Here is a 23,519-nt window from a genome sequence, read left to right as displayed (position 1 = left end):
GTCCTTTATCGAGCGGACCTCAGCTGGCGATCTCGGTGATCTCCCGATACGGGTGCAGACTGCGAAACTTGCTGCCGTGGAAGATCAGTGGTTCGGCGTCGGCGCGGGCGGCGAGGCGGTTGATCCGCAGGATGACCACCGTATGGTCGCCCGCGGGGATGCGGGCTTCGATCGCGCCCTCGATCCACGCCGTCGCACCGTCGATGAAGATCGCGTCGGCCGCGCCGCGGTGCACATCCACATTGTGGAAGCGGTTGCCGTTGCGGTTGCTCAGTGACCGAGCGGCGTGCTCCTGATCGGTGCCGAGCAGGCTCAGGCCGAGGTGCGTCGCGGCATCCAGTTTCGGCCAGGTCGCCGAGCTGTTCTGCACACAGAACGACACCAGCGGCGGGTCCAGCGAGACCGGAACGAAGGTGCTCACCGCCAAACCGTATGGCGTACCTTCGATTTCGGCGCACACCGCGACGACACCGCTGGGAAAGCTGGCGAAGACACGACGTAGGCCGGAGCCGTCGGACGGAAATTCGAAGAGCTCATGCATGATCGGCTGCTTTCGAGGTGAGAGCCGCGGCGACCGGGCGCCAGCGTTCGGTGTAGCGCTCGATGGCGCCGTCTTCGGAAAATGTCCTGTCCGACAGGTAGAGACCGGGCAGCGCCGCCGGCGCGCCGAGTTCGACCAGCACCGGCTTGAGCAGCAGATCCGGGGCGAGTGCGTGCGCCGGGCCCGCGCCGAGCATGAGCGGGACCGGCACCACATCGGCCAGTCCGGTGCCGCCGTCGAACTGTTCGAGGAACAGCTTCAACAGACCGGTGTAGGTAGCCTTGAAAGTGGGACTCGCGAAGACCACCAGCTCCGAATCAGCCACTGTGCGAACGGCGGCCGCGACCTCGGGATCACCCCAGGACAGCAGGCCCGCGCCGAAGGAGACCAGATCGATCACCTCCGGTTCCACGTCCGGACGTAACCCCATGGCGACCAGTGTCGCCGCGGTCAGAGTACGAGAGGCTGGCTTCGGATTCCCGACGACGACCGTGACTGTCACTTCCGTATCCTCTTCTCGATCGATCAGATCACGCCGTGCAACGGTGGCGCGGTGTCATGCAATAGCGACCGGCCGATGTGCTGAAATTTCCACCGAACCGGGTCGTGCAGTGTGTGGGTGCGGGCGTTGCGCCAGAAGTGGTGCAGGTTCAGATCCGCTGCGGCACTGCGTGTTCCGCCGACTTCGAACAATGCCGCCGACACCTCGTTGGCCGCACGATCGCCGAGCACCTTGGCGGTAGCCACGGCAAGTGATGCCGCGGCAACAGATTCGGCCGCACTGACGGCGGTGTCGACGGCAACACCGGCGGTGGTCAGGGTGGCCTCGGCCGCCGTCACCGCTACCGACAGCTCACCGAAACGTTGGATCAGCAGCGGGTCATCGATAGCCCTGTCGACACCGGCTTCGAACCACGGCCTACTCGAGGTCCGCACGAATTCCGTTGCCGCGCTGAGTGCACCGCGGGCGATGCCGGTGTCGATCGCGGCATGCAGCAGTTGGGCGTAGGCGCCGTATCCGGTGGGCGCGTGCACCGCTGCCGAGCGGGCGATCAATTGATCCGGCTCGACGAGCACCTCAGCGAATTCGATGGTTCCGCTGCCGGTGGTGCGCTGGCCGATGCCGCTCCAGTCGTCGATGATTCGCACGCCCGGAGTATCGGCCGGTAGATACGCGATGTACTCCCCCGCTGGCAGTCCACTGCGTCCCTCCGGATCGTCGAGCCGGGTGAGCACCGCGAGCAGATCCGCGAAAAGTGAACCCGTACAGTAGAACTTGACGCCATCGATGCGGAAGCGATCGCCCACCGGCCGCACCGTCGTCGCGATATCGGCAACCGTCGCGGTGCCACGCTCGGACTGCGCATTGGCAATCCGAGCACCCGCCAGCACCTGCCCGAAGTAACGCGCCTGCTGGTCAGCGGCACCCGCCAACCGCAACAGATTCAGGTACACGAAGTGGCTGTGTGGAATCTGCGCGATGTTGGGATCGGCGGCCGCCAGAATCCGCACCACCTCCGCCACCGCACTCGGCGGCAGATCGGCACCCCCGAATTCCGCGGGTACGGCGATCGCGAGCAACCCACTCGCCGCGAGTCGATCCACCTCGGCGAAGGGCAACCGGCGGCCGAGATCACGCGCCGCAGCGCCGACGGCGAACTCCGAAGCAAGCTGTGCCGCAACCGAATACGCGTGGACGACGGATTCGATCCGGTCGGCGACGACGGCGGTCATCAGTGCCCCACAGTAGCGGGTGTGCGTGCGGCCTCCAGTTCGCGGACCAGTGGCAGCACCTTCGCGCCGAAGTACTCGACCTCCTCCTGGAAGTGCAGGAAACCGGCCAGAATCAGGTCGACACCGAGTTCCTTGTAGGCGACGATCCGCTCGGCGACCTGTTCGGGGGTGCCGATCAGCTTGGTGCGGAATCCGTCGTTGTACTGCACGAGATCTTCGAACGTCGAATCGGCCCACATCCCCTTGCGGTCCTTTGTCGATGCACCGGCCTGTTGCACTGCGTCCCGGAAGCCCTCTACCGCAGGCTTATTCGCCTTCTCGATGATTTCGCGCAGCGTATCGTGCGCTTCCTTCTCGGTGTCGCGGGCGATGATGAAGCCGTTCAGACCGAATTCGACCTCGCGCTGGTTCGCTTGGGCGATAGTGCGCAGTTCATCCAATTGTTCGCTGACACCGTCGAAATCCTTGCCGTTGGAGAAGTACCAGTCGGCGTAGCGACCACCATTGCGGCGCGCCGCCGTCGAGTTCCCACCCTGGAACAGTTCGGGATTCGGACGCTCGGGGGTGTTCAGCGGCTTGGGCTTCAGTGTGAAATCGCGGATACGGTAGAAATCGCCGCCGTAGTTGACATCATCCTCTGTCCAGATCTTGCGAATCACCTCGAGGAATTCGGCGCTGCGCCGGTACCGTTCGTCGTGCTCGAGCCACGGCTCGCCGAGTGCGGTGAATTCCCCTGCGAACCAACCGGATACGACGTTGATGGCGAAGCGGCCATTGGAGAGGTGATCGGCGGTGGCGCCGAATTTGGCCAGCACGGCCGGATGCCAGAGTCCGGGATGGATCGCGGCGATCACCTTCAGCCGCTCGGTCGCGCCGAGCAGCGCGAGGCTGAACGAAGTCGACTCGTGCTGGTATTCCGCACCGTAGGAGGCGGTGTAGCGGACCTGGGACAGCGCGTAATCGAAACCGTTCTTCTCCGCGGTTTGCGCCAACTTCTTGTTGTATTCGAAGTCCCAGCTCGTGCGCTGTTCGATATCGCTGGTGACCAGCCCCCCGCTGACATTCGGCACCCAGTAGGCGAACCGGATCTGATCGGCGATGTGCTCTGTAGTCATGCTTACTCCATTGTGTCGGGGAACCGTCTATCGCCAGGAAGGGGCGCGCGATGCGCCCCTTCCACTCCAGCACCGCAAGCCCACCGGCAGGAGGGTTTGAATCTGTGCGATCGGATGGGTGTAGCGATCAGACGTTGGCCAGGCGGTAACCGGATCGGCTGAACTGACCGGCCGGCGCGAACCGTTCGAGCAGTGCCGCCGCATCCTCGCCGGTGACCTGGGTGATGAATTCGGCGGCCGCGTCGAGCGAATCGACACCGAGGAACGGCTGCGGGCGGTGCAGCAGTCCGACGAGCGCACTCGCGAAGCGCGGTTCGACCGCGGCGGCGGCGAAGAGCTGATTGCCGATATTCGCCAATTCCGGATCGCCGAGGAACAATCGGGTGACCTTATTCGCCGCATCACCACGTGCGGCCAGGAACGCCGCGTACTGCGCGCTGATCCAGCCCGCGTCGAACGGACCCTCGTGCACGGCTGCCGCCGCGACCAGGCGCTGCGCCTGGATCAGCCCGCTCTGCGCACCCTGCCCCGCGATCGGGTCGTAGGCAGCCGAGGTGTCACCGAGCGAGGCGACCACATGGCCACCGGCGGTGCGCCCGATACCCGATCGGACGACCGGCCGGACCGCACCCTCGAGCCACGAATGCGGATCCTCGGCGATCACCCGGGTTTCGAGTACCTCGGGCAGATCCCAATCGATGAAATCGCGGTACAGATCCTGCACGATCCGATGGGCCGAATCGGCCGAATCGGCTGCGGCGAACCGACTTTCCCATTCGCTGCCCGGCCGTGCCCAGCCGAGGAAAGCCCAGCTCGGGCCCACGTCCTTGTGCAGATACGGTCCCCACCAGCCCTCGCCCTGTTCGGCGAAGATGGAGAAGCCGCTGTGCGCGCCACCGGCCCGACTGCGGTGTGCGAAAACGCTTTCGTCGTGGCCGATTCCGGTCACGGTGACAGTGAGCAGCGACCGCTGCGGTGCGTCGTAGGGCGTGCGCGCCCGATCGATCGCGAAAAGGTCGGACAGCCCGCCACGTCCGGTGGCGACCAGCGTGAGATCGGCGGTCGCGGCAATGGCGTCGAGTTTGTCGGGGGTGACCTGCTCGACGACGAAACGTCCGCCGCGTTCCAGGAATGCGGTCAGCCGTTCGTCGGCCTTCAACCGGGTATCGACCGCGACGCCGACATATCCGTCGAAATGACCGTCGAATTGGATCAATTCCTCGCGCTCGGGTCCGGCGATGCGCACACTGAGCCCGGTATGCCGGGGTGCGCGGCCGGCGTAGGTATCCAGACCGAGTGCGGATTCGGCTTGTTGGGTCTCCCCGAATTCGAGTGCGGTACCGGTGGCCGGTACATCGTCGCGCAGAGCGCGCTGATCGCGGTCGCTGTGGAGCGTGACGTCGAATCCGGCGTCGAGTAATCCCAGTGCCGCAGTGACGCCGGTTTGACCGGCGCCGATTACCGCGGCCGAACGTGTGGAGCGGGAATTCTGCGATGTCATGCCAATCATGGTCCGTCCGGAACCGCGATCGTCGTAGTGTTGCGATCATCGAGAATCAATGGGGTGACCTCGAATTCGCGATCGCGGTGCGTGCCACCGGTCGCGGCCGTTCTAGGATTCAGCCATGTCGTTCACTGTTTCCGAACTCACCGGTGACCGGTCCGAACAGTATCGTCAGCTCGTCGCGCAGGCCGAGGCGCTGGTCGTGGGCGAGACCGACCGGATCGCGAATGCCGCGAATCTGGCCGCGCTCGTTTTCCACGCCCTCACCGAGGTGAATTGGGTCGGATTCTATTTCTACGACGGACAGGAATTGGTCGTCGGACCGTTCCAGGGCAAACCGGCCTGCGTGCGCATCGCCATCGGCAAGGGTGTCTGCGGTACCGCCGCCGACACCCGGGAAACGCAACTGGTACCCGACGTGCACGCATTCCCAGGCCATATCGCCTGCGACGCCGATACCCGCTCGGAAATCGTAGTTCCGCTGATCCGTGACGATATCCTCGTCGGCGTCCTCGATCTCGACAGTCCGCAACCGAATCGCTTCGACGATATCGACAGGAAAGGCCTGGAATCCATTGCCCAGACCTTCCTCGATTCGCTCGATTAAGTGACTGTGACGGTGGCGCCCGGCCGGTCCGCGTTCTCGGCGGCGAAGCGCACACCGCGCGGTGACGCACCGGCCTGATAGATCACTGGAGTCCGCTGCGGCGACGGCTCCGAGAGATGGATGCCCGGCACCTGATAGTGCGTACCCCGATGGCCGATGTGATGCACCTTCGCCGGGTCGAGGTAGATGCCTTGCGTGGCATCGCGAATGACCGCGTCGTCCTCCCAGGAGCCCTCCCACAGCTTGTACAGGACCTCCAGGTATTCGTCGGCCTGGTTGTAGCGCTCATCGTGGTTCCAGTAACTCAGTTCCTTGTACCGATGCGATTGATCGTCGGGATGTCGCCACAGACCGGGTGATTGGTGGGCGACGCAGTTCATATCGAAGGCATTGAAGCGAATGCGGCGCGTCACTGCTGGTCTCCTGTCGCGGGCTTGCGCTCGCCCGCACTCCAAGCGAACGGCAGCTGGGTGCCGTTGAGCAGATAATCACCGATCGCCCTGGCCTTTTGGATGGCCGGGTTGTGCACCGAGATGGTGCGGGCGTTACGCCAGTGCCGGTCCAGCCGCAGCCGCTCGGAGACGATCGATGCACCTCCAACCTCGAACAGCAGTGTGGTGGCGGGCAATACGAGATCAATGACCGTGAGTTGTGCCTGCGCGGCGGCCAATTCCGCTGCCACGATGGACGGTTCGTCCTGCGCACCGCCCGCCAGCACCTCATCGAGCACATCGGCGACAGCGAGCACGGTGGCCTCGGCAGCGAACGCGGCGGCGGAAATTCGTCCGATCACCTGCTGCACCAACGGATCCTGGCGTGGCAGATCGGCGGCCGAATGAGTGTAGCCGCGGGTGCGTGCCGCCACCCACTCGCGGGCATCGCGCTCAGCTCGCTTCGCTATGCCCGCGAGCACCGACAGCTGCACCAGCTGCAGGTAAGAGGTCGCGTAAGTCGGTCCCGACGCGCCGTATCCGGGCCCGACAATGCGCTCCGGCTCGACCGCGACATCGGCGAATTCCGTTGTACCGCTTGCGGTCAGACGCTGACCGAAGCCGTCCCAATCGTCGTGCTGGCGGACCCCGTCGGCATTCGCGTCGACCAGTACGCCCACCCGCTCACCGTCGCGATCGGCCGCCGCGAGGATGTAGTCCGCGTAGAGCGAGCCGGTGCTGTAGTACTTGGTGCCGTTGAGCAGCCAACGATCACCGTCCTTGGTCAGCCGCGTGCGGTAGTGGTCGACCGCGCCGACGCCCGGCTCGGTGATCGCATTGCCGACGAGCGTGCCCCCGGCCGCGGCACGCAGCCAATGCGCACGATCCTCCCCAGGTTCGGCGAGCAACTGGTCCTCGACAAAGGCGAAGTGCACCCGCAGCGCCTGCGGCAGATTCGATTCGGCGGCGGCCAATTCGACAAGCAACCGGAACAGCTGTCGCACCGTGGCGCCGTAGCCGCCGAACTCGACCGGGACCCGCAGCGCACCGAATTTGGCCTCGCGCAGCCAGCCCACTTCCTCGAAGGGCAGCCGACGATCGACCTCGCGCTCGACCGCGCCGTGGGCGATGCGGTCGAAGATCGGACCGAAGATCGCATCCAGGTCGGTGTCTGTCGTGGATTTCGCGTCGATGGATGTCATCGCCCCACGATCGCGCGGATCGACCGTCAGCTCACCAGTTATCCGCACTGCGATCGAAACACGCTGGTAGGGGGTAATAACCACGCAGATTTCAACCGGTGACAGCACTCGGCGAGGCTGGCAGCATCGCGGTCATCCGTGCCTGAAAGGGCATCCGAACCGGCGAGGAGCAGTTGTCGATGTCACTGTCGTTCCATTGGTTTCTGCCCACCTACGGCGATTCGCGTGGCCTGATCGCCGGTGGTCACGGCACGTCGATGTCCGGTGACCGGCCGGCCTCGCTGCGCTACCTCAACCAAATCGGCGCCGCAGCCGAGGACAACGGTTTCGAGGCGGTCCTCACCCCGACCGGCGCGTGGTGCGAGGATGCCTGGCTGACCACCGCCATGCTCGTCGAAACCACCGAGACACTGAAGTTCCTGGTGGCGTTTCGCCCCGGATTGGTCAGCCCGACGCTGGCCGCGCAGATGGCCGGGACCTACCAGCGCCACTCCCGCGGCCGCCTGCTGCTGAATGTGGTGACCGGCGGCGAACCACACGAACAACAGGCCTACGGCGATTTCCTCGATAAGGAGCAGCGTTACGCCCGCACCGCCGAATTCCTGCACGTGGTGCGCGAACTGTGGGAGTCCCGCAAGCCGATCAGCTTCGAGGGCACCCACATTCAGATCCGCGACGCCCTGCTCAACAACCATCCGGACCCGATCCCACCCGTCTTCTTCGGCGGCTCGTCCGGACCCGCCGGACCCGTCGCGGCCCGCTACGCCGACACCTACCTCACCTGGGGCGAACCACCCGCCGCGGTGGGCAAGAAACTCGATTGGATCCGCGGTCTCGCCGCCGCCGAAAGCCGAGAGCTCAGCTACGGCCTACGCATTCACGTCATCAGCCGTGATACCTCCGAAGAGGCCTGGGCGGTCGCCGATCGACTGCTGTCCGGCCTCGACCCCGCCGAAATCGCCCGCGTGCAAACCAGTCTCGCGCGCAGCGAATCCGAAGGCCAACGCCGAATGCTGGATCTGCACGGCGGCCGCACCGATCGTCTGGAGATCGCGCCGAACCTGTGGGCGGGCGTCGGTCTGGTCCGCGGCGGGGCCGGCACCGCGCTGGTCGGTTCACACGAAGAGGTCGCCGACCGCCTGCTCGAGTACGCCGACCTCGGTATCACCCACTTCATCCTCTCCGGCTACCCACACATCGAAGAGGCCTACTGGTTCGGCGAGGGGGTACTGCCCATCCTGGCACGTCGCGGTCTGTGGACGCACCCCCACCGCACCGAATCCGCCCCGGTAGCAACACCTTTCGCCACCGCGACGCACTAGTCGCCGATTTCGCGATGCGGCCCTCGACTATTGTGCAATCCGTGCGACATCGCGTAGCTCAGCGTGCAGCTTAGCCCGAGCGAATTGATCGGCACTGCGTTGACCAACACCGGCCGATCGCCCGGACCCGTCCATGCGACGGCGGGAATCACCAAGGTCGCGGTGCCGAAGGATGGCATCGCCGGAGGCGTCCGTCGTACGGAACTTCAGCAGGATCGCACGCTGAATCGGCACGATCGCCAGCAGCGCAGACGTCGCTGTCACATCTCGCGCCCGACGATATCGCCGGGAGCGAGACGATCGAGCCCATCGGGCCACTCGTCGAACATCCGATCCGCCGAGGGCGCGGATCGTACCGCTTGCCACAGCGCCGCCAAGTCCGCGGGCAACACACCCGACGGAGGTGACGCGGCGGGCGGGAGCGACGGCGCCGGGATGTGGGCATCGATCCACCGCCGCAGGTCGGACGGGCGGGCGACACCGGGGCTTCGGTCGGGTCGGCATGCACGGGCACCGGCCCACCAGCAGCGAGCAACCCAGCATGCTCGCGACGACGACCGCTCGCAGAGTCGGCATCTGCCACCTCCCGAATTCGGCACCTCCCGACGCAGGCCCGACCATGTCGCGGCGGAACAACGCCTCGGATCTGGTTGGAGACTTGTCACGACTGCGCCCGTCCGACACGCCGGCGAAACCAAAATTCCCGAAAATCATTGGCACACAAGCAACCTCGAACGAACGCCGGCCATGTCGCCGCATCCGGTCCCGGCCGTTCTCACAGACGCGGGTCAGCCGCGTATCGTTCTTGGTGCAGTGGTCCGCGATGACCTATGTCCCGGCACTAGGAAGTTCATGGACATCGTAAGAGCGCCGCAGCCGCAATACCGGCAGGCGCGCTTCGCCGACATCGAAGATATCGCGGCCATCGAGGCCGAGGTATTCGCCGAGCCGTATCTGTTTCTGATGCTGCGACAGCTGTACGACCTGCACGGATCCGACTGGCTGGTCGCCGAGCTGGACGGCAGGGTGATCGGCTACGCGCTGACACTCCACAAGGCGGGCCGGGCCCTGCTGTTCACGTTCGCGGTGCTCCGGCAGCACCAGGGCAAAGGATACGGTCGCGCCTTACTCGACAACATGCTGCAGCAGTGTCGGGCGGATGGCGCCGACGTGGTCTACCTGACGGTGCGCCCCGACAACCAGCCCGCGGCGGCCTTGTTCAAGCAGGCCGGGTTCGAATTCGTCGAACATGACGACCAGTATTTCGGGCCGGGTGAACCACGAGGCGTATTCGAGTACCGATTGCGGAGCCGACACCTGGACTCGTGACCCACGGAATCAGCTGTCCGACCATTGTTCGGCGGCACTTCCGATACCTTCGATGCTGTACTCGAACTGCTGATCATCGCCACCGACCTGGCATGACGCTCGGCCGGTCCGTGCGGGGTCGGTCAGCCTTCTTCCCCGCCCGGATCGGGCCATGCGTCATCGATCGGCCAGCCCGCGGCCTGCAAATGCGCTCGGACGCGGGCGATATCGGATTCGAGTGGCATCTCATTGGTCAGTTTGGTGATGAGCACGCCGACATCGACCCGATCGGCCGGTAGGGCGCCCTGCTCGATCAGCGCGTCCGCGACCTGCCGCACATCCGCTTCGGGCAGTCGCCGCGAGAGTAGGGCCAGCAACGGCACATAGTCCGGATCCGGCACGCCGTGCGGATATCCGGCGCGCAGCCACGCGACGATTCTGGTGAGGAGATCGGATAGAGCCATAGGGGGTATCAGGCGTCGGAGGGGTGCGCCAGCGGCCACCCCACGGCGGCGAGCCGGGCCGCGACCCGATTCACATCATCCTCGCCCGGCTTCTCGTGCGCGAGTTTGCCGATTGCGTCCTGGACCTGCCCGCGGTCGATCACGCCATCGGTATCCGCTGCGATCAACTGTTCGACAACCTCACCGACCTCGTCCTCGGTCAGCTTGCGGTGCAGCACGGCGAACAATGCGACGTAGTCCTCGGGTGGGACGCCGCGCGGATACCCGGCACGCAGCCAGTTCAGAACCGATCCGAGGATGGATGCTTTGGATGTCATGAGTTCATTTCTTGGGAGGTTTAGCGCCGAACAGCTGGATGTCGAAGGTGTGGCTGATGAAATCCTTTGCGATATAAAGGATCCCGAGAACCACCGCGACGATGACAATCGCGAAGCAGAGGTAGGCGAGGACTTGCGCGACTTGGTTGCGCGTACCGGCGCCGGCGCCGTCAGCGGTGGCGGGCTCCATCGACCAGAGCCGGATCCCGGTCGCGAAGATCACCGGTAGTCCGGTCCCCAGCAGAACGGCGATCAGAGTAACCTCGCCCAGCGACTTGGCGATAGCGGTGAACGTATCCATGAATCCAACCTCCTCAGACCGACGCGCCGGCCTTGGCCTCGACGTTGGACGCAGGCGCGAGCCCACCCTCCCATTCGTCATTGACATTGCTGGTGTCGACCGGATTGCGCCGCGACCGCAGGTACATGTAGGCCGACATCGCGATCAGAATCGCGAAGTCGATGAGCACGCCGCCCAAGCCGCCGACCAGATCGGCGATCCACCAGCACACCGCGCCGACCAGACCCGCGAGCGGGAGCGTGAACAGCCACGCGACAACCATCCGGCCCATAACACCCCAGCGCACCTCCGCGCCCGGCTTGCCGAGCCCGGTGCCGAGGATCGAACCGGTCGCGGTCTGCGTCGTCGAGAGCGGAAGTCCGAACTGCGCGGACGTGAGAATAATTGCAGCCGAGGATGATTCGGCCGCGAACCCCTGCGGCGGATCGAGTTCGACCAAACCCTTGCCGAGGGTGCGGATAATACGCCAGCCGCCGAGGTAGGTGCCCGCGGCGATCGCCACCGCACAACAGATCTTGACCCACAGTGGAATCGAATCGCTATTGGTGAACGTGCCATGCGCGACGAGCGCCATGAAGATGACGCCCATCGTCTTCTGCGCGTCATTCGTACCGTGCGCGAGCGAGACGAGCGCGGCGGATCCGATCTGCCCCCAACGGAACCCGTCGTTGACCTTCTTCTCGACCGATCGACGCGTAAGCCGGTAGACCAGGAATGTGCCGAGCCCGGCCACGAGTGCGGCGACGAACGGCGCCAACAGCGCGGGCACCAGGATCTTGCTGATCAGACCCGTCTTCTCATTCCCGGTCCAGATCACGCCACTGGTGCCGAGCGCAGCCACCGCCGCACCGATGAGACCGCCGAACAGCGCATGCGAGGAACTCGACGGAATACCGAACAGCCAGGTGAACAGATTCCAGAGAATCCCACCGACCAGACCGGCGAACACAATGTGCAGCAACTCCATGTGGTGCACATTGCCGATATTCAGCAGACCACCCGACACCGTCTTGGCAACCTCGACCGACAGGAAGGCTCCGACCAGGTTGAGTACGGCAGACATACCAACCGCTACCCGTGGACTGAGCGCACCGGTAGCGATCGAAGTCGCCATGGCATTGGCGGTATCGTGAAACCCGTTGGTGAAATCGAAGGCCAATGCGGTCACTATCACGATCAAAAGCACAATCAGTTCAGCGCTCACCCAGCCATTTTCATGCGCGCGTAGCCCGCCTGCTACAGCAGGACGATCTGTTCACCCACTATTTAGCCGACCACAAGAAGCCGGACAGGTGCCACCACCGATCGGGCCGTCGGCGGGTACGCGACCACGACGACGAGTTCGCCTGCCTCGGCGTGCCGGACGACAGGTGCCATGCGCCGTCCTCGAAGCCACCACTGTTCCGCTGCCCGAACAGGACTTGGCTGCGGCGGAGCGGCTGTCGTGTACGACGCCGATCACGTTGCGTCGCAACGCCGCGTCGTCGCACAGTGGAAAACGACCCGGGATCCGACGTCGGAATGCGCACATGTGGCTATCGTGTGACGTCGCCCCAGATCAGTTTGGCGAGTTGGTCGCGGTCGGCGGCGTCGAGTTTGGTGCAGGCCCGGTAGATGTGGCCTTCGACGGTGCGTACCGAGACGAACAGCCGCTCGGCGATCTGGCGATTGGACAACCCGCGCGCGATGAGGGCGGTGATCTCGCGTTCGCGGTCGGTGATCGGCAAGGGGTGGGCAGCGGATGCGATGGCGGGGGTGGTCGCTCCGTCGCACCGGGCGGCGAGGTCGAGGGCGCGGGCCGCGGCTTGGGCGCTGAGCCGGCGTTGGCCTGCGTGGTCATGGATCGGTACCGCTTGGGCGGCGGCGTCGGCGGCTGCCAGTAGCAGTCCAGCGCTTTCGAATTCGACACTTACCGCGGAAAGCGCTTGTGTGTCGGAGTTTTCGAAGGCGGCGGCGTGGCGGGCATAGATCGCCACTACCGGCCCTTGCACGCGGTCGGCCAGTGCCGCCAGCCGCGCCGCGAGGGTTCGGTCGCCGAATCGGGTGGCGTGATGCAGGGCTTCGGCTTCCAATGCGTACTGGCCCGCGGTGTGGGCGATGGCTGCTGCCCGGCGAGCGAGTTCGACCGCGGAATGCTGACTGCCGGAGCCCGCCGCCAGCCATGCGCGGGCGATCATGCGTTGCGGTTCATGCAGGGCCAGGTGCGGTCCGGTGTATTCTTCGGCCTCGCCGAGGGCCCGTTCGGCTTGTTGGGAGTCGCCAAGTGCCGCATAGGCGCGGGCCAGAATCAGTTGCGCAGGTAGTTTCCAGGGCAGTGAGGTTTCGGCGTTGAGTGCGGCGAGGGCTTGTTCGAATGAGGTGATCGCCTCGCGGAAGCGGCCACGGTAGGTGGCGACGACACCGCCCGCGATTTTGGCGATTGCCCAGCCGAGAAACTGTGCGGCGGAGGAGAACTCGCTGTATTCGGTGGCCCGCTGATCGGCGAGGTCGAGTTCGCCGATGATCGTCAGTGACAGTACGTCGCCATAGCGCACCATGACCCGGATCATGCCGTCGGTGTTTTTCTGCTGCGCCCGGCTGCGGGCCGCGAACGGTGCGAAGTCGGCGCCGCGACCGGCGACAGGCATCGCCAGGCCGAGGGCGAACGCGGCCCAGTCGACAGCTTGTTTCGGGGAACTCGCATCGGCGAGAACGGATTCGGCGCCCTGGATGCCGACAGCGATCTTGTTCTCGTGTATCGCCATTGTCGCGTTCACGGCATCGATGATGAGGCGCAGCGCGGGATGCTCGACGCGGTTGCCGAGCAGGTCCATTATTTCATGGCCGCGTTCGACATCGCCCACACACCAGAACAGCAGGCTGGCCCGCGGAACACCCCATTGCACGAGTTGAAGTTGATCGAGGCGGTCGGGATCGAAGTCGGCGAGGATCTTGTCGGCTTCCTGCGGTCGGCCCTGCCACAGCAGGGCGCGGGAGAGTACTTCGGCCGCGGGCAGCCCGCCGTCGCGCTCGCACGCGGCACGCGCGAGGCGTTCGCCCAGCGGCAGATTGGACAGGGCGACAGCGTCTTTGGCGGCGGTGATCAACAGATCGTTGTCGATGGGCTGGGCGCTGTCGATGCACAGTTGTGCCAGTCTGATGCGATGGGCAGCGGTGCTCAGATCCTGCTTGCGCAGCCGCTCGACGATGCGACCCCGCCGTTTGCGCGCAGCGGCGGTGCCGATTCGGCGGCGCACCACGTCGCCGAGCAGCGGGTGGCTGAAGCAGGCGCTGACAGACCAGCCGTCGCGGCTGGTGCGTATCAAGCCGGAGATCTCGGCGGCGTCCACGGCGTCCTCGCCGACGAGGTCTGTGAGTACGTCGATGTCGAGTGGCTCGTAGAGGGCCAGCATCTTCAAGGTCTCCAGGGCAGGCTCGCCCACCCGGGCGAGCCTGCCGTCGAGCAGAGCCACGAGTCCGGCGGGCACCGCGGCGGGTCCGCGTAGTTGCCAGACCCCGTTGACTTCGGTCAGGGTGCCCGCCTCGACGGCGCCTTCGACCATATTGCGCAGGAAGAGGGGGTTTCCGCCCGACGACTCCCACATGACGTCGGCGCTGAGGCCTTCCAGCGTGCCGCTCAAGACGGTCTCGACGAGAGCGACGCACTGCCGTTTCGTCAGTGGTTCCAGTTCGACGCGTTCGAGGTAGCCGTCCTTCCACAGGGAAGTGACCGCATCGGGAACGGGTTCGCCGGAGCGGACGGTGGCCACGATGGGAGCGGCGCGGTCGACGGCGATCTGGTGCAGCAGAGTCGCGGAGAGCCGGTCGAGCAGATACGCGTCGTCGACGCCGATCACGGTGTTTTGTTGGACGAGTAGGTTTTCCCTGGCCGAGCTGAGCAGCGCGATGGGATCGCGAGACGCGGTCGGGGCGACCCACGGCGCGAATACACCCAGGGGAATAGCCTGGGACGACTCGGTACAAGCCGCCCACCGGACGGGGGTGCCCAGTGCCGAGGTCACGAGTCGGGCGAGGGTGGTCTTGCCGACCCCGGCGGCGCCGACGAGTACAACACCGCCGACATCGCCGCTCGTCAACGCCGTGCGAACGGCCTCGTATTCGACGGGACGATCGAGCAGTTGCCAGCGCTCCCCCATGAGCAACCATTCTAGATCTTGCCCGCCGGTGCCGCGACAGGTTTCGCCGGCCAGCGCACTGCCTCGGTACCAGACCGGACTCCTGCCACCGATTGCGCAGGTGGCGCGGTGGTTATTGCGGAAGTTGGTCGGGGGTGGGTTCGAGGCGGGGGGCGTTGTTGACGTTGTGACGGTAGTTGCTGGATGCTTCGTACACGCGCTGCTTGAGCCGGTTGATCGATCCCAGTGGCCGGTGGGCATCCAGACCACGCCAGGAATTGAACGACAACACGTCGTCACCGAAGGCGCGCCGTTGCGGGGTATAGGGGTCCTGGCGGTCGAAGCGTATGGTCGCCACCGTCCGGTGCGGCGATTCGGCTTCGGGCCATTCCACGGTGGCGTCCTCGATCGGCATGGTGTCGAGATCGGTGCACAACTGCACGCGCAGCTCGTATTCGGCACTGTGGCAGGCGAAGAAGTCGACGACCATTTCCTGGTGAGCGTTGATGCCTGCGTCGTGGCCCACCGGTTGACCAGTCAGAGCGCTGACTTCCGGCGAAACCGGGGTGTAGAGGATCTTGGCGATGTAGTCGCCGTAGCGCAGGGGTGCCGAGGAATAGAACGTTTCGCCCAGGATGTGGGTGTTGGGCCGGACGAACACGCCCAGGTTGGGTGGCAGGGGACGTCCGATACGTCGCAACACGTGCGCGTCGAGCGCGGAAAGGACGGTACTGCCCGTGTGCAGGACCGGATCGGGCAACCGGGCCAGCACCCATGCGGTGGGCATGCCCTGGGTGTAGTAGGCGTGCGCGTCGGCGAACAGGAATTCACGGTGGGTGACCATGATGAAGTCCTGGGTGCTGGCCTGGTCGCCGGGCAGTGCGCGCGGGCCGTCCACGCCGAGCACCTTGATTCCCAGCCCGCGCACGCCGCGCAGCTGGTCGCTGCGGATTACGCCGGAGGTAGTCGACAGCCGGGCGACGACCGGATAGGTCGCCGGGGTGGCGAACAAGCCCTGGGCCAGTTCGGGCGGCAGGCCGGGGTGAACGGTGAGTTCACCGCGCAGAATGCCGTGACTCTTGGCGTGCGCGTCGCGCAGTCCGTGCTTGTGCATGCGATAGGCGCGTTCGTTGTTGGTGCGCAGCACCGCGATGATCCTATCGATGTCGCGCTCTTCGTCGGGTCGCGGCCGTTCGAGGTCATCGCGGTAGCGAAGATAGGAGCGGATGGTCGTGCGTGGTGCGGTCAGGTCGGTCATCGCGTTCGTTTCCTTTCCGGCTCACGCGGCGCGGGCGATGCTGCGCCACGGAGCGAACGGGTTGGCCACACCATCGAGCGCGGGCGCCAAAGTGGGAAAGTGACGCAGCAGGACGCTGCGCATGGTGTTGTCGCGTACCCACGCCATGCCGGCCTCGGTGTAGATCTCCGGACGGAAGTCGGTGGTGAAGAATCGGTCACCCGACAACCGCCGCGAGGCCATCAGTACGAACACGCGGAATGCGGTGTCACTGAAGCCGAATCCGGGTGGTTTGGGCTCGGCGTAGAGACCGACCATGAGATCGACATCTTCCACATCGCCGTAGACCTGCTCGAGTTCACGCGCCCACACCGCGTTGTCGGTCAACTCGTCGAACGAGGTGGCAGGTGGCAGGCGCAGTTGGCGGCGGAACTCGTTGTAGCGCGGTACTCCTCGTTCACGGACCCGCAGGATGTCCACGGTCGCGAGATCCATCAGCGGGTGGCCGGGGCGGGCGAGTTTCTGCAGGTGGACTGGATAGTTGTGCAGGGTCAGCGCACCGGGATTGGCGCGGCCGAACGAGTAGAACAATGCGTCCATCGGTGTCTCGGCCAGTCGCTCGCGGATGTGGGCGACCCCCAGATCGGGTAGCTGATGCTCGGCGACGATACTGTCGTCGGCCAGGCTGCGGACCACGAAGTCGTCGGGGATCAGGGGATGCATCCGATACACGGCGACGAACTCCTCGGTCAGCGAATACGGGACGCCATGGTCGTCGGTGGCGGATCCGGGTATTCCGCACAACACTTCGTTGCCGCTGATGCGACCGAACCGGCGAGCGATCCGCTCCCCGAGGACGCCGAACCAATTGGCTCGCATGGCGGCGACAGTGGTGGGGTGGGCGATGATGGCTGGTGTCCAGTCGACGGTGTGGATCTTGGCGATCAATGCGGAGTTGACCAGACGGGCGGTGTCATAAAGCTGCTCGTCGCTCATATCGGGGTAACGGCGGCCCAGGCGCTCGCAGATCGCGTTGTGTTCGCGCATGAACAGCGAATGCAACAGAGCGAGTCCGACCCAGGCGTTGGCCGCTGGGCCGGACAGGTCCAGCAGCCCTTCCACATCCAGCGGCGGTAGTCCCGATTCGTCGACCTGGAGCCGCCCCTTCTCCCTGGTCCGTAGCGCTGCGGCGAATTTCGGTGTGCTGCCGTAGATCTGGGAGGCATCCCACCAGTGGGATTCCTGGGTCGTGTAAGTCGGAGGGCCGCCGGATTCGGGGCTGGGGACCGTGGGGGTGCGCGGGATCGTCATGGGCGGCACCGGCCACGGATCCAGGCCGGTCAGCGGAATCGTCCAGGGCTCGGTATCGCTGTCACCGTGGCTGAGCCAATCGTGGACCTCGAACTGAATCCAGGCCGCCGCCAGCAGATTCAACGTGGTCGCCGGCTGAAATCGGTCGCGGGTCAACAGATCCCGACTGATGAGCCGCGGGTTGGGTGCCATTATCCGGTCGGCATCCTCCGGATAGGTGTACTCCAGCGGGACGTTGCGACCGAACCGGCAGCCGACCGACCCCGCGCGGGGCTCGGCGAGAGTGTTGTAGGTCCCGTCGACGGTTCGTGCGCGCAGGTGCTCGCCGACAGCAGACCCGTCGGCCGGCAACGGTCCGTCCGGATGAGGACCGGTGTCGAAGAGATTCTGGGCGCGCAGGCGGCTGCGCAAGCCGACGAGGACGGCCAACCCCAGCGGCGTGGGCAATCTGAACCAGCCCACACCGCGATCGAGCGTCTCGGCGACCGCGACCAACAGCCGGGTGACGGGCGGCAGGCGACGCGACGACGGTCGCGGCGGTGGAATTGTCGACTTTTCGCTGACCATGACGAACCTCCACGTGGCTGGCGCGAGCTGCGACGCGCCAAGATCGAATTCGAATGCCAGTCTCCGGGGCGACCGGACACCAGTCGCGAGTAGTCGACTACGCCAAACCCGATCCCCGCAGCAGAAGTGCCGATCCTTAATGCCCGCGACACTTTTCTGTAGCTACGCCTACCGCCGACGAGGCGTTCGGTTCCGAGCAATCCGGCTCTTACTTCCCCGTACGCGGCAGCGGATACCGACGCACGCAATCGGGTAGCGCGGTACGCGCGCCGACCGGCCCCGGTTGGACGACGCTGTCTTGGATGGTGCTGCCGGAAAGCGGGAGGATCCGCGGCAATTGCGAGAAAGGGGCCCTCGAGTGATCACTCCGATCGAAATCAAGGTCAACCTCGACGGCGACGTCGCGGCGGCACTGACCCGGCTGGAGTGCACGGGACAGCCGGCGATCGACCGTCGCATCTGGTTCGCCGAGCCCCGTCCCAACGGGTTCCACCCTGCGCCGACACTGCTGTCGAGCCGAATCGCCATCCGGCTACGCAGCGGCGAGACCGACGACCTGACCGTCAAACTGCGTCCCTGCCTGCCATCGCAATTGGTCGGCAGATGGACCACCTCCTTCACCGACGATGCACTGCGGTACCGCATCGAAGAAGACTGGAACGCGCAACGCCGCGTCCTGTCCGCCTCGGCAGTCAGTGACCGACCGGCCGGATCACTGCGCGAGGCGACAGTGCTCGGCGCCGACGTCAACACCGTCCTGGACACCGCCCAACGCCAACTCCTGGTGAGCTGCACACCTCCGGGGGTAGCGGTCGACCACCTCCTGGCCATGGGCCCCATCGCGTCGACCAAATGGACGAAGGTGCGCGTGGGCGATCTGCACGTCGATGCCGAACGCTGGACCATCGCCGACCTCGACCTGCTCGAACTGTCCCTGAGAGTCACTCCCGAACACGGTGAGTCACACGCCGAGGTGCGAAACCGCGCCCTTCACCGGCAACGCAAATTCGAGGCCGCAGTACGTCGATGTGGTCTGCACATCGCGACCGGCGAAACCAAGACCGAGCAGGTGCTCGCCGCATTGACCGCGCGATCGATCCCCCAGTGATTTCCGCTCTGGAACTGGAATAGGGTGGTCCGTCGAGTGGCGCGCCGCTTCGGGCGCCGATCCGTCAGCAGGTGGCGGGTGCGGGCTCCCCGAGAATCCGGGCGTTCAGCCAGGCCAGCACCCCCGGGGCACCGATCACTGCGGCCGACAGATGCTCGACCGCGGGCACTTGCAGCGTCTGCACCTGTACCCCGGCCGCGCACCAGCGGCTGTCGACATGGTCGATCGCTTCGATCGGAATCAGGGGGTCGGTCGGCGAATGCCATTCGAACACCGGTATTTCCGGCGCCCGATCGTAGAATTCCAGACTGTTCTCCCGCAGCACCGTTCGAGCTTCCGGGAGGGCAGCAGTCGGGGTGCTGGCGAGGTATTCGCGGGCGCTGCCGCCGACACCGGTGACGAGGATCTGGTTGGTGCAACTGTTGGCCATGGCGTCCCGGACTGTCAACCCGCGCTTGTTGAGATACCTGCTGACCGGCATCCGCTGCGGGTACTCCCGCTCCAGGCCGATCGCCGCCGCCATGGCCAGCCCGAAGGCCGGATGCGTCTCCATGCCCACCGCCTCCGCCATTATCTCCATGTTCATCGGAGCGCCGCCGATGGCAGCGCCCGCAAGCTCCAGTTCCGGTGCGTACGACGGCTGCAGCGCAGCTGCCCATCCGGTGGCCATGCCGCCGCCGGAGTAACCGGCCAGCACGACCCGGCTGTGCTGCACGGCGAGTTCGGGCAGCCGTTTCACCGCGCGGATACCGTCCAATACGATCTGGCCGCCCAAACGCGCAGCGCCGAAAGCGAAGTTCGGGCCGAGATGATCCGGCAGCGCGACGCTCCAGCCCTGCGCCAGCGCCGTGTTCAAAATCGACGCCGTCGTCACCAGATTCGGATCGCCGGTGTACAGCTGGTGCGATACCGCGCACGCGGTGCCGAGCGCATTGATGAAGTGCTGATACGACAGCAGCGGCCCATCTGGCTGATGACCGATGGGGGTGAGGATCGTGGTGGTCGCCGCGATCGGCGCGCCCTGAGAGTTGGTGGACCGGAACGAGACCAGCGTGACGGTGGCGCCGGGAAAGAGGATCACGGGCGGCAGCGCCCGCACGTCCAGCACATCACCAGGCCGGTGCGCCGCCAGATCCGCCGGTGCTGCGAAGAACGGGTCCGGATCGGGCTGCGGATACAACGGTTCTGCGGTTGCCGTCGTCGCCAGCAGCAGCCCGAGTGCCACGCTACCCAGCGCACTCAGGATTCGTAGTGAACCACCGCGCCTGCTGCGGAGAAAGCGAAGAAACCGACGAGTCACGACCATGACCTCCACGGGTAGTTCACGGCATTCGTTTGACCAGCAAGTCCGAGCTCACATGCAACCTTATTGGCAAACTTTCAGCGATACGCTGAAAGTAGCCGGTGCGCTGGGAAAATAGCATCGGAAACTCGATACAGACAAATCTCAGCGTCGATGCAGCGGACGCGTCGGGCTCGTGGACCGCTAGAGCCGTTCGGACAGCCGAGACCTTCGAGACCTTTGAGATCGATCCATCGCCGTCGGCACACGCCGGAAGTCGGGGGCATCGCCGTGCTGATGGCTCGGGTGCCATGGTGGTCGAGGAATTAGTTGAGTACACAAGCGCGCCAACGCAATTCTGTGCCGTGCTCACCGAACTCGGTGTCCGGATCGCGTTCGCCATCGGTGGGAAGGGTCGGGCGATGGTCCTGAACGAGTATTGGAATACCGCCTGACCAAGAAAATCAACTGCTCGGAATTTGCGTGAACCGATGATCTGCCACCCCGTACCGCGGTCGACCGTGCACACCGATGCCCGCACATCCCCGGGAAGTGCAACGAGCGCCGGAGCATTCTACGAGCCGGACGTGCACCTCCGAATCAACCTGCACGGAGTGATCTTGGACTTCATAGCGCGGACCAGCGCCGCCGAGCAGTTCATCGAGGACCACAAGACCCACCACTATGTCGACGCTGTTTCGGTGGTCCCGGACGACGCGCGCGGCCTCCCACGGCTGCCCAACGAGGAGTTATATGTCGGGCCGTAGAACCGGCTGGCCCACGGGCCCCTGTTCGGTATGGTTGCCGGACCGACCTGATCGATCGCACGTCGGCCCCGGGGGTCAGCAAGGAGTTCACCGTGGTTACGCCACATCAACCCGAATCGTTTCCACCTCAAGGGAATTACCCTGATCCGCAGGGGTACCCGTATCCGCAGCAGCGGCCGGAGTATCCGCCGCCCGGGTTCGGTGCACCGCCGCGGGCGGGCGCCTCACCGCTGGACTGGGTCACCGCGGGGCTGCTAGTACTGTCCGCGATTCTGATGGGAATCTGGGAATTCACCAACGACTTCCTCGATTTCGGTGACCATATCCCCTTCCTGCTCACCGCCGCGATCGCCGTGGTGGCGGCCGTTATCCTGGTGACCGGCGCCGGTGCCGAGAACGGCGCTTTCCGTGCACTCGCCGCCGTCGCCGCGGGTGCGCGCTTCGCCCCGGCTTTCTCATTCGTGGTCAGCATCGCGCAGCACGCGGAATACGCCGGGGCCAAAGATTTCGCCCTCGGCATCCCGGCCGCGCTACTCGCCCTGGGCGCGTCGGTGACGGCAATCATCGCGTCGGCCCGATCGTCTGCGCCGCGCACCCCGACCCCGCCGCACCCACCGCAGTGGCAGCAACCACCGGCCCAATACCCGCAGCACCAGTACCCACCGCACTCCTCCTGGCCGCCGAGATAGTCCTTCCCAGAAGCCGATTCGACGCCCATCTCCGGAGTCGGTTCCGATTACGAGATTCACCAACACGCCGAATGCTCGCGCGCTCTCAGCGATCCCGTAGCGCGCGAACTCGCTGACGCGCCGGCGCGCGACTGCGCCGAGCGGGCCGTGGTGCGATTCCAATCGCCCGCGCGCGCATGCGATTTAGCCCGTGTCGTCTGTTCTATGTCATGGCAGTACGCCGTGTGGGGATTGGTGGGCTCTGCCGCCAACAGCGGTGTTGTCTTCCTGGAAGCCAGCCGCCGCGCGAAAGGATGGCCGTGGGTTCGTCCTCGCGGACCGGGTGGCGGGTTTATCTGGTGTCGATACTCATCCAGCGCCAGCAGTAGCCAGTTTCGCGGACGGCGGACGCTGTCCGTCGTTTGACCACGAATCGTCCTGATGCGCACCGGGATCCGCGGGCATGGTGCCACAGTCGGCGCTAACCGATCGGTAGCGCCGTCAGGATCGGGTCGTAGGCCCAGTTCAGCATGCGCTCGGCGTCGTTCTTCGCGACGACACCGCTGCCGGGCGAACTGTGCAGGACCACACCGATCAGCGGTATTCCCGCCCGCACCGACTCGAACAGCAGGCAGGCTCCCGCAGCGTCGGTGGATCCGGTTTTGATGCCGACAGTGCCCGGATAGTCGCGCAGCAGCAGGTTCGTGGTCTGCCAGAAGTGATCGCGATTGCCCGGGCCGGCGGGCAGATGATAGCTCCGCGCCCCGGCCACTTCGCGGAACACCGGCAGGCTCATCGCCCGCAGACCAAGAGCCACCAGGTCCGCAGGCGTGGAGTATGTGGAGTCGTCGGTGGGGGCGGGCAGCCCGCTGGGGTCGGTGAATTGCGTACCCGCCAGGCCCATTTGACGCGCGGTGTCGTTCATTTTGGCGATGAAGCCGTCTTGGCCGGGCCCGTAGGCCTCGGCAAGGGTATAGGCGGCGTCACAGCCTGACGGAAGCATCATCGCGTACAGGAGTTGTCGCGTGGCGAGCACCTCGCCGGGGACCAGGCCTGCGCTACTTCCGTCGTACCTGGTGCAGTAGGCAATGCTCTCCTGCGGCACGGTAGTGGTCCGGTCGAGGTCACCGGCATTGATCACGACCAGCGCCGTCATCACCTTCGCGATGCTTGCGATCGGGACCGGCGTGTTCGACTGCCGCGACCACAACATCGTGCCGGTGATTCCGTCTGCGAGCGCTGCGCCCGAGGCCTGCACTCCGTCCGGCTCGGAAGTCAGCCAGGGTAACTGAATATGGGCGTCGCTCGCGGCGGGCGCGGCAGCGACGCCATGACCGGCTGCCACGACCAGCGCCACAGCGACGACATTCTGCAACAATCGGGCAAATTTTGACATGGCCACATTCTGCCGTTCAAACCCGTCGACCAGTGGGATTTCACCGACCGGATTACCCGCTACTCCAGCGACAGCGTACAACTGGCTAATCAGCGACTGCCACCAGGTCACCGTCAGCGCGCGCCGTGATCGACCGATGTCGAACAGCTCGGCCAATCCTGCGGGCCAGGTTGAACGGACCGCGAGCATCGCAATCGATCGCCAGTACCATTCGGAAGTGCC

Annotated in this window: 21 protein-coding genes and 1 pseudogene; 6 read left to right on the top strand and 16 right to left on the bottom strand. The window is 65.4% G+C overall.

Going from position 1 to position 23,519, the window contains the following annotated elements:
- Positions 1–19 precede the first annotated feature (19 nt).
- The 5 genes from ACQPXH_RS12680 to ACQPXH_RS12660 all read right to left on the bottom strand — a co-directional run bounded on the left by ACQPXH_RS12680 (position 20) and on the right by ACQPXH_RS12660 (position 4,891).
- A complete protein-coding gene (locus ACQPXH_RS12680; protein WP_433602531.1) occupies positions 20–541 on the bottom strand; it encodes a flavin reductase family protein in 522 nt (173 codons plus the stop codon).
- The gene (locus ACQPXH_RS12675) at positions 534–1,043 is read right to left on the bottom strand and encodes an NADPH-dependent FMN reductase (protein WP_433602530.1); all 510 of its coding nucleotides are present in this window, start codon (positions 1,041–1,043) and stop codon (positions 534–536) included. The genes ACQPXH_RS12680 and ACQPXH_RS12675 overlap by 8 nt, the downstream gene beginning before the upstream one ends.
- Positions 1,044–1,066: 23 nt before the next feature.
- Complete coding sequence (locus ACQPXH_RS12670) at positions 1,067–2,275, bottom strand: SfnB family sulfur acquisition oxidoreductase (protein ID WP_433602529.1); 1,209 nt, start codon at positions 2,273–2,275, stop codon at positions 1,067–1,069.
- Entirely contained in the window at positions 2,275–3,390 is a 1,116-nt protein-coding gene (sfnG, locus tag ACQPXH_RS12665; RefSeq protein WP_433602528.1) for a dimethylsulfone monooxygenase SfnG, read from the bottom strand. Before sfnG ends, ACQPXH_RS12670 begins: the two co-directional genes overlap by 1 nt.
- A 127-nt stretch (positions 3,391–3,517) precedes the next feature.
- Positions 3,518–4,891 (bottom strand): styrene monooxygenase/indole monooxygenase family protein, encoded by a 1,374-nt coding sequence (locus ACQPXH_RS12660; protein WP_433602527.1) that lies wholly within the window; start codon positions 4,889–4,891, stop codon positions 3,518–3,520.
- A 124-nt stretch (positions 4,892–5,015) separates the two neighbouring features.
- Between ACQPXH_RS12660 and ACQPXH_RS12655 the strand changes: the two genes are divergently transcribed.
- A complete protein-coding gene (locus ACQPXH_RS12655; RefSeq protein WP_433602526.1) occupies positions 5,016–5,501 on the top strand; it encodes a GAF domain-containing protein in 486 nt (161 codons plus the stop codon).
- A 26-nt stretch (positions 5,502–5,527) separates the two neighbouring features.
- On the opposite strand, the pseudogene ACQPXH_RS12650 reads toward ACQPXH_RS12655, so the two are convergent.
- Together ACQPXH_RS12650 and ACQPXH_RS12645 are read right to left on the bottom strand one after the other, a co-directional pair.
- Positions 5,528–5,914, bottom strand: a pseudogene (locus tag ACQPXH_RS12650) (LLM class flavin-dependent oxidoreductase); the annotation flags it as partial.
- Complete coding sequence (locus ACQPXH_RS12645) at positions 5,911–7,134, bottom strand: acyl-CoA dehydrogenase family protein (RefSeq protein WP_433602525.1); 1,224 nt, start codon at positions 7,132–7,134, stop codon at positions 5,911–5,913. The gene ACQPXH_RS12645 and the pseudogene ACQPXH_RS12650, both read right to left, overlap by 4 nt.
- Before the next feature lie 179 nt (positions 7,135–7,313).
- Between ACQPXH_RS12645 and ACQPXH_RS12640 the strand changes: the two genes are divergently transcribed.
- Together ACQPXH_RS12640 and ACQPXH_RS12635 are read left to right on the top strand one after the other, a co-directional pair.
- Entirely contained in the window at positions 7,314–8,456 is a 1,143-nt protein-coding gene (locus ACQPXH_RS12640; RefSeq protein ID WP_433602524.1) for an LLM class flavin-dependent oxidoreductase, read from the top strand.
- An 852-nt stretch (positions 8,457–9,308) separates the two neighbouring features.
- Entirely contained in the window at positions 9,309–9,785 is a 477-nt protein-coding gene (locus ACQPXH_RS12635) for an N-acetyltransferase family protein (protein WP_433602523.1), read from the top strand.
- A 122-nt stretch (positions 9,786–9,907) separates the two neighbouring features.
- On the opposite strand, the gene ACQPXH_RS12630 is transcribed toward ACQPXH_RS12635, so the two are convergent.
- The 7 genes from ACQPXH_RS12630 to ACQPXH_RS12600 all read right to left on the bottom strand — a co-directional run bounded on the left by ACQPXH_RS12630 (position 9,908) and on the right by ACQPXH_RS12600 (position 18,076).
- The gene (locus tag ACQPXH_RS12630) at positions 9,908–10,228 is read right to left on the bottom strand and encodes a DUF3349 domain-containing protein (protein ID WP_433602522.1); all 321 of its coding nucleotides are present in this window, start codon (positions 10,226–10,228) and stop codon (positions 9,908–9,910) included.
- Between the two features lie 8 nt (positions 10,229–10,236).
- Entirely contained in the window at positions 10,237–10,545 is a 309-nt protein-coding gene (locus tag ACQPXH_RS12625) for a DUF3349 domain-containing protein (RefSeq protein WP_433602521.1), read from the bottom strand.
- A 4-nt stretch (positions 10,546–10,549) separates the two neighbouring features.
- Positions 10,550–10,846 (bottom strand): hypothetical protein, encoded by a 297-nt coding sequence (locus tag ACQPXH_RS12620; RefSeq protein ID WP_433602520.1) that lies wholly within the window; start codon positions 10,844–10,846, stop codon positions 10,550–10,552.
- Between the two features lie 13 nt (positions 10,847–10,859).
- Positions 10,860–12,050: an anion permease gene (locus ACQPXH_RS12615; RefSeq protein WP_433602519.1), complete on the bottom strand. Its 1,191-nt coding sequence runs from the start codon at positions 12,048–12,050 to the stop codon at positions 10,860–10,862.
- A 331-nt stretch (positions 12,051–12,381) separates the two neighbouring features.
- Positions 12,382–14,982, bottom strand: a complete 2,601-nt coding sequence (locus ACQPXH_RS12610; protein ID WP_433602517.1) for a LuxR C-terminal-related transcriptional regulator — start codon at positions 14,980–14,982, stop codon at positions 12,382–12,384.
- A 112-nt stretch (positions 14,983–15,094) separates the two neighbouring features.
- Positions 15,095–16,219 carry a catalase family protein gene (locus tag ACQPXH_RS12605; protein ID WP_433602516.1) on the bottom strand — a complete coding sequence of 375 codons (1,125 nt, stop codon included), beginning with the start codon at positions 16,217–16,219 and terminating at the stop codon, positions 15,095–15,097.
- Positions 16,220–16,240: 21 nt separating this feature from the next.
- Positions 16,241–18,076, bottom strand: a complete 1,836-nt coding sequence (locus ACQPXH_RS12600) for a peroxidase family protein (RefSeq protein ID WP_433602515.1) — start codon at positions 18,074–18,076, stop codon at positions 16,241–16,243.
- 358 nt (positions 18,077–18,434) lie between these two features.
- Here ACQPXH_RS12600 and ACQPXH_RS12595 point away from each other — a divergent pair, with 358 nt between their 5' ends.
- On the top strand, positions 18,435–19,184 hold the full coding sequence (locus ACQPXH_RS12595) for a hypothetical protein (RefSeq protein WP_433602514.1): 750 nt from the start codon (positions 18,435–18,437) through the stop codon (positions 19,182–19,184).
- Between the two features lie 64 nt (positions 19,185–19,248).
- On the opposite strand, the gene ACQPXH_RS12590 is transcribed toward ACQPXH_RS12595, so the two are convergent.
- Positions 19,249–20,490: a lipase family protein gene (locus tag ACQPXH_RS12590; protein ID WP_433602513.1), complete on the bottom strand. Its 1,242-nt coding sequence runs from the start codon at positions 20,488–20,490 to the stop codon at positions 19,249–19,251.
- 563 nt (positions 20,491–21,053) lie between these two features.
- Between ACQPXH_RS12590 and ACQPXH_RS12585 the strand changes: the two genes are divergently transcribed.
- Positions 21,054–21,233 carry a hypothetical protein gene (locus tag ACQPXH_RS12585; RefSeq protein ID WP_433602512.1) on the top strand — a complete coding sequence of 60 codons (180 nt, stop codon included), beginning with the start codon at positions 21,054–21,056 and terminating at the stop codon, positions 21,231–21,233.
- A 92-nt stretch (positions 21,234–21,325) separates the two neighbouring features.
- Positions 21,326–21,922 (top strand): hypothetical protein, encoded by a 597-nt coding sequence (locus ACQPXH_RS12580; protein ID WP_433602511.1) that lies wholly within the window; start codon positions 21,326–21,328, stop codon positions 21,920–21,922.
- A gap of 460 nt (positions 21,923–22,382) precedes the next feature.
- On the opposite strand, the gene ACQPXH_RS12575 is transcribed toward ACQPXH_RS12580, so the two are convergent.
- Complete coding sequence (locus ACQPXH_RS12575) at positions 22,383–23,453, bottom strand: D-alanyl-D-alanine carboxypeptidase family protein (RefSeq protein WP_433602510.1); 1,071 nt, start codon at positions 23,451–23,453, stop codon at positions 22,383–22,385.
- Between the last annotated feature and the right edge of the window lie 66 nt (positions 23,454–23,519).

Origin of the sequence: Nocardia sp. CA-135953 (genome assembly GCF_050955735.1) — a bacterium.
GTDB lineage: Bacteria > Actinomycetota > Actinomycetes > Mycobacteriales > Mycobacteriaceae > Nocardia.
Note: the sequence above shows the minus strand (reverse complement) of the source record. Positions and strands in the feature narration are given on the sequence as shown.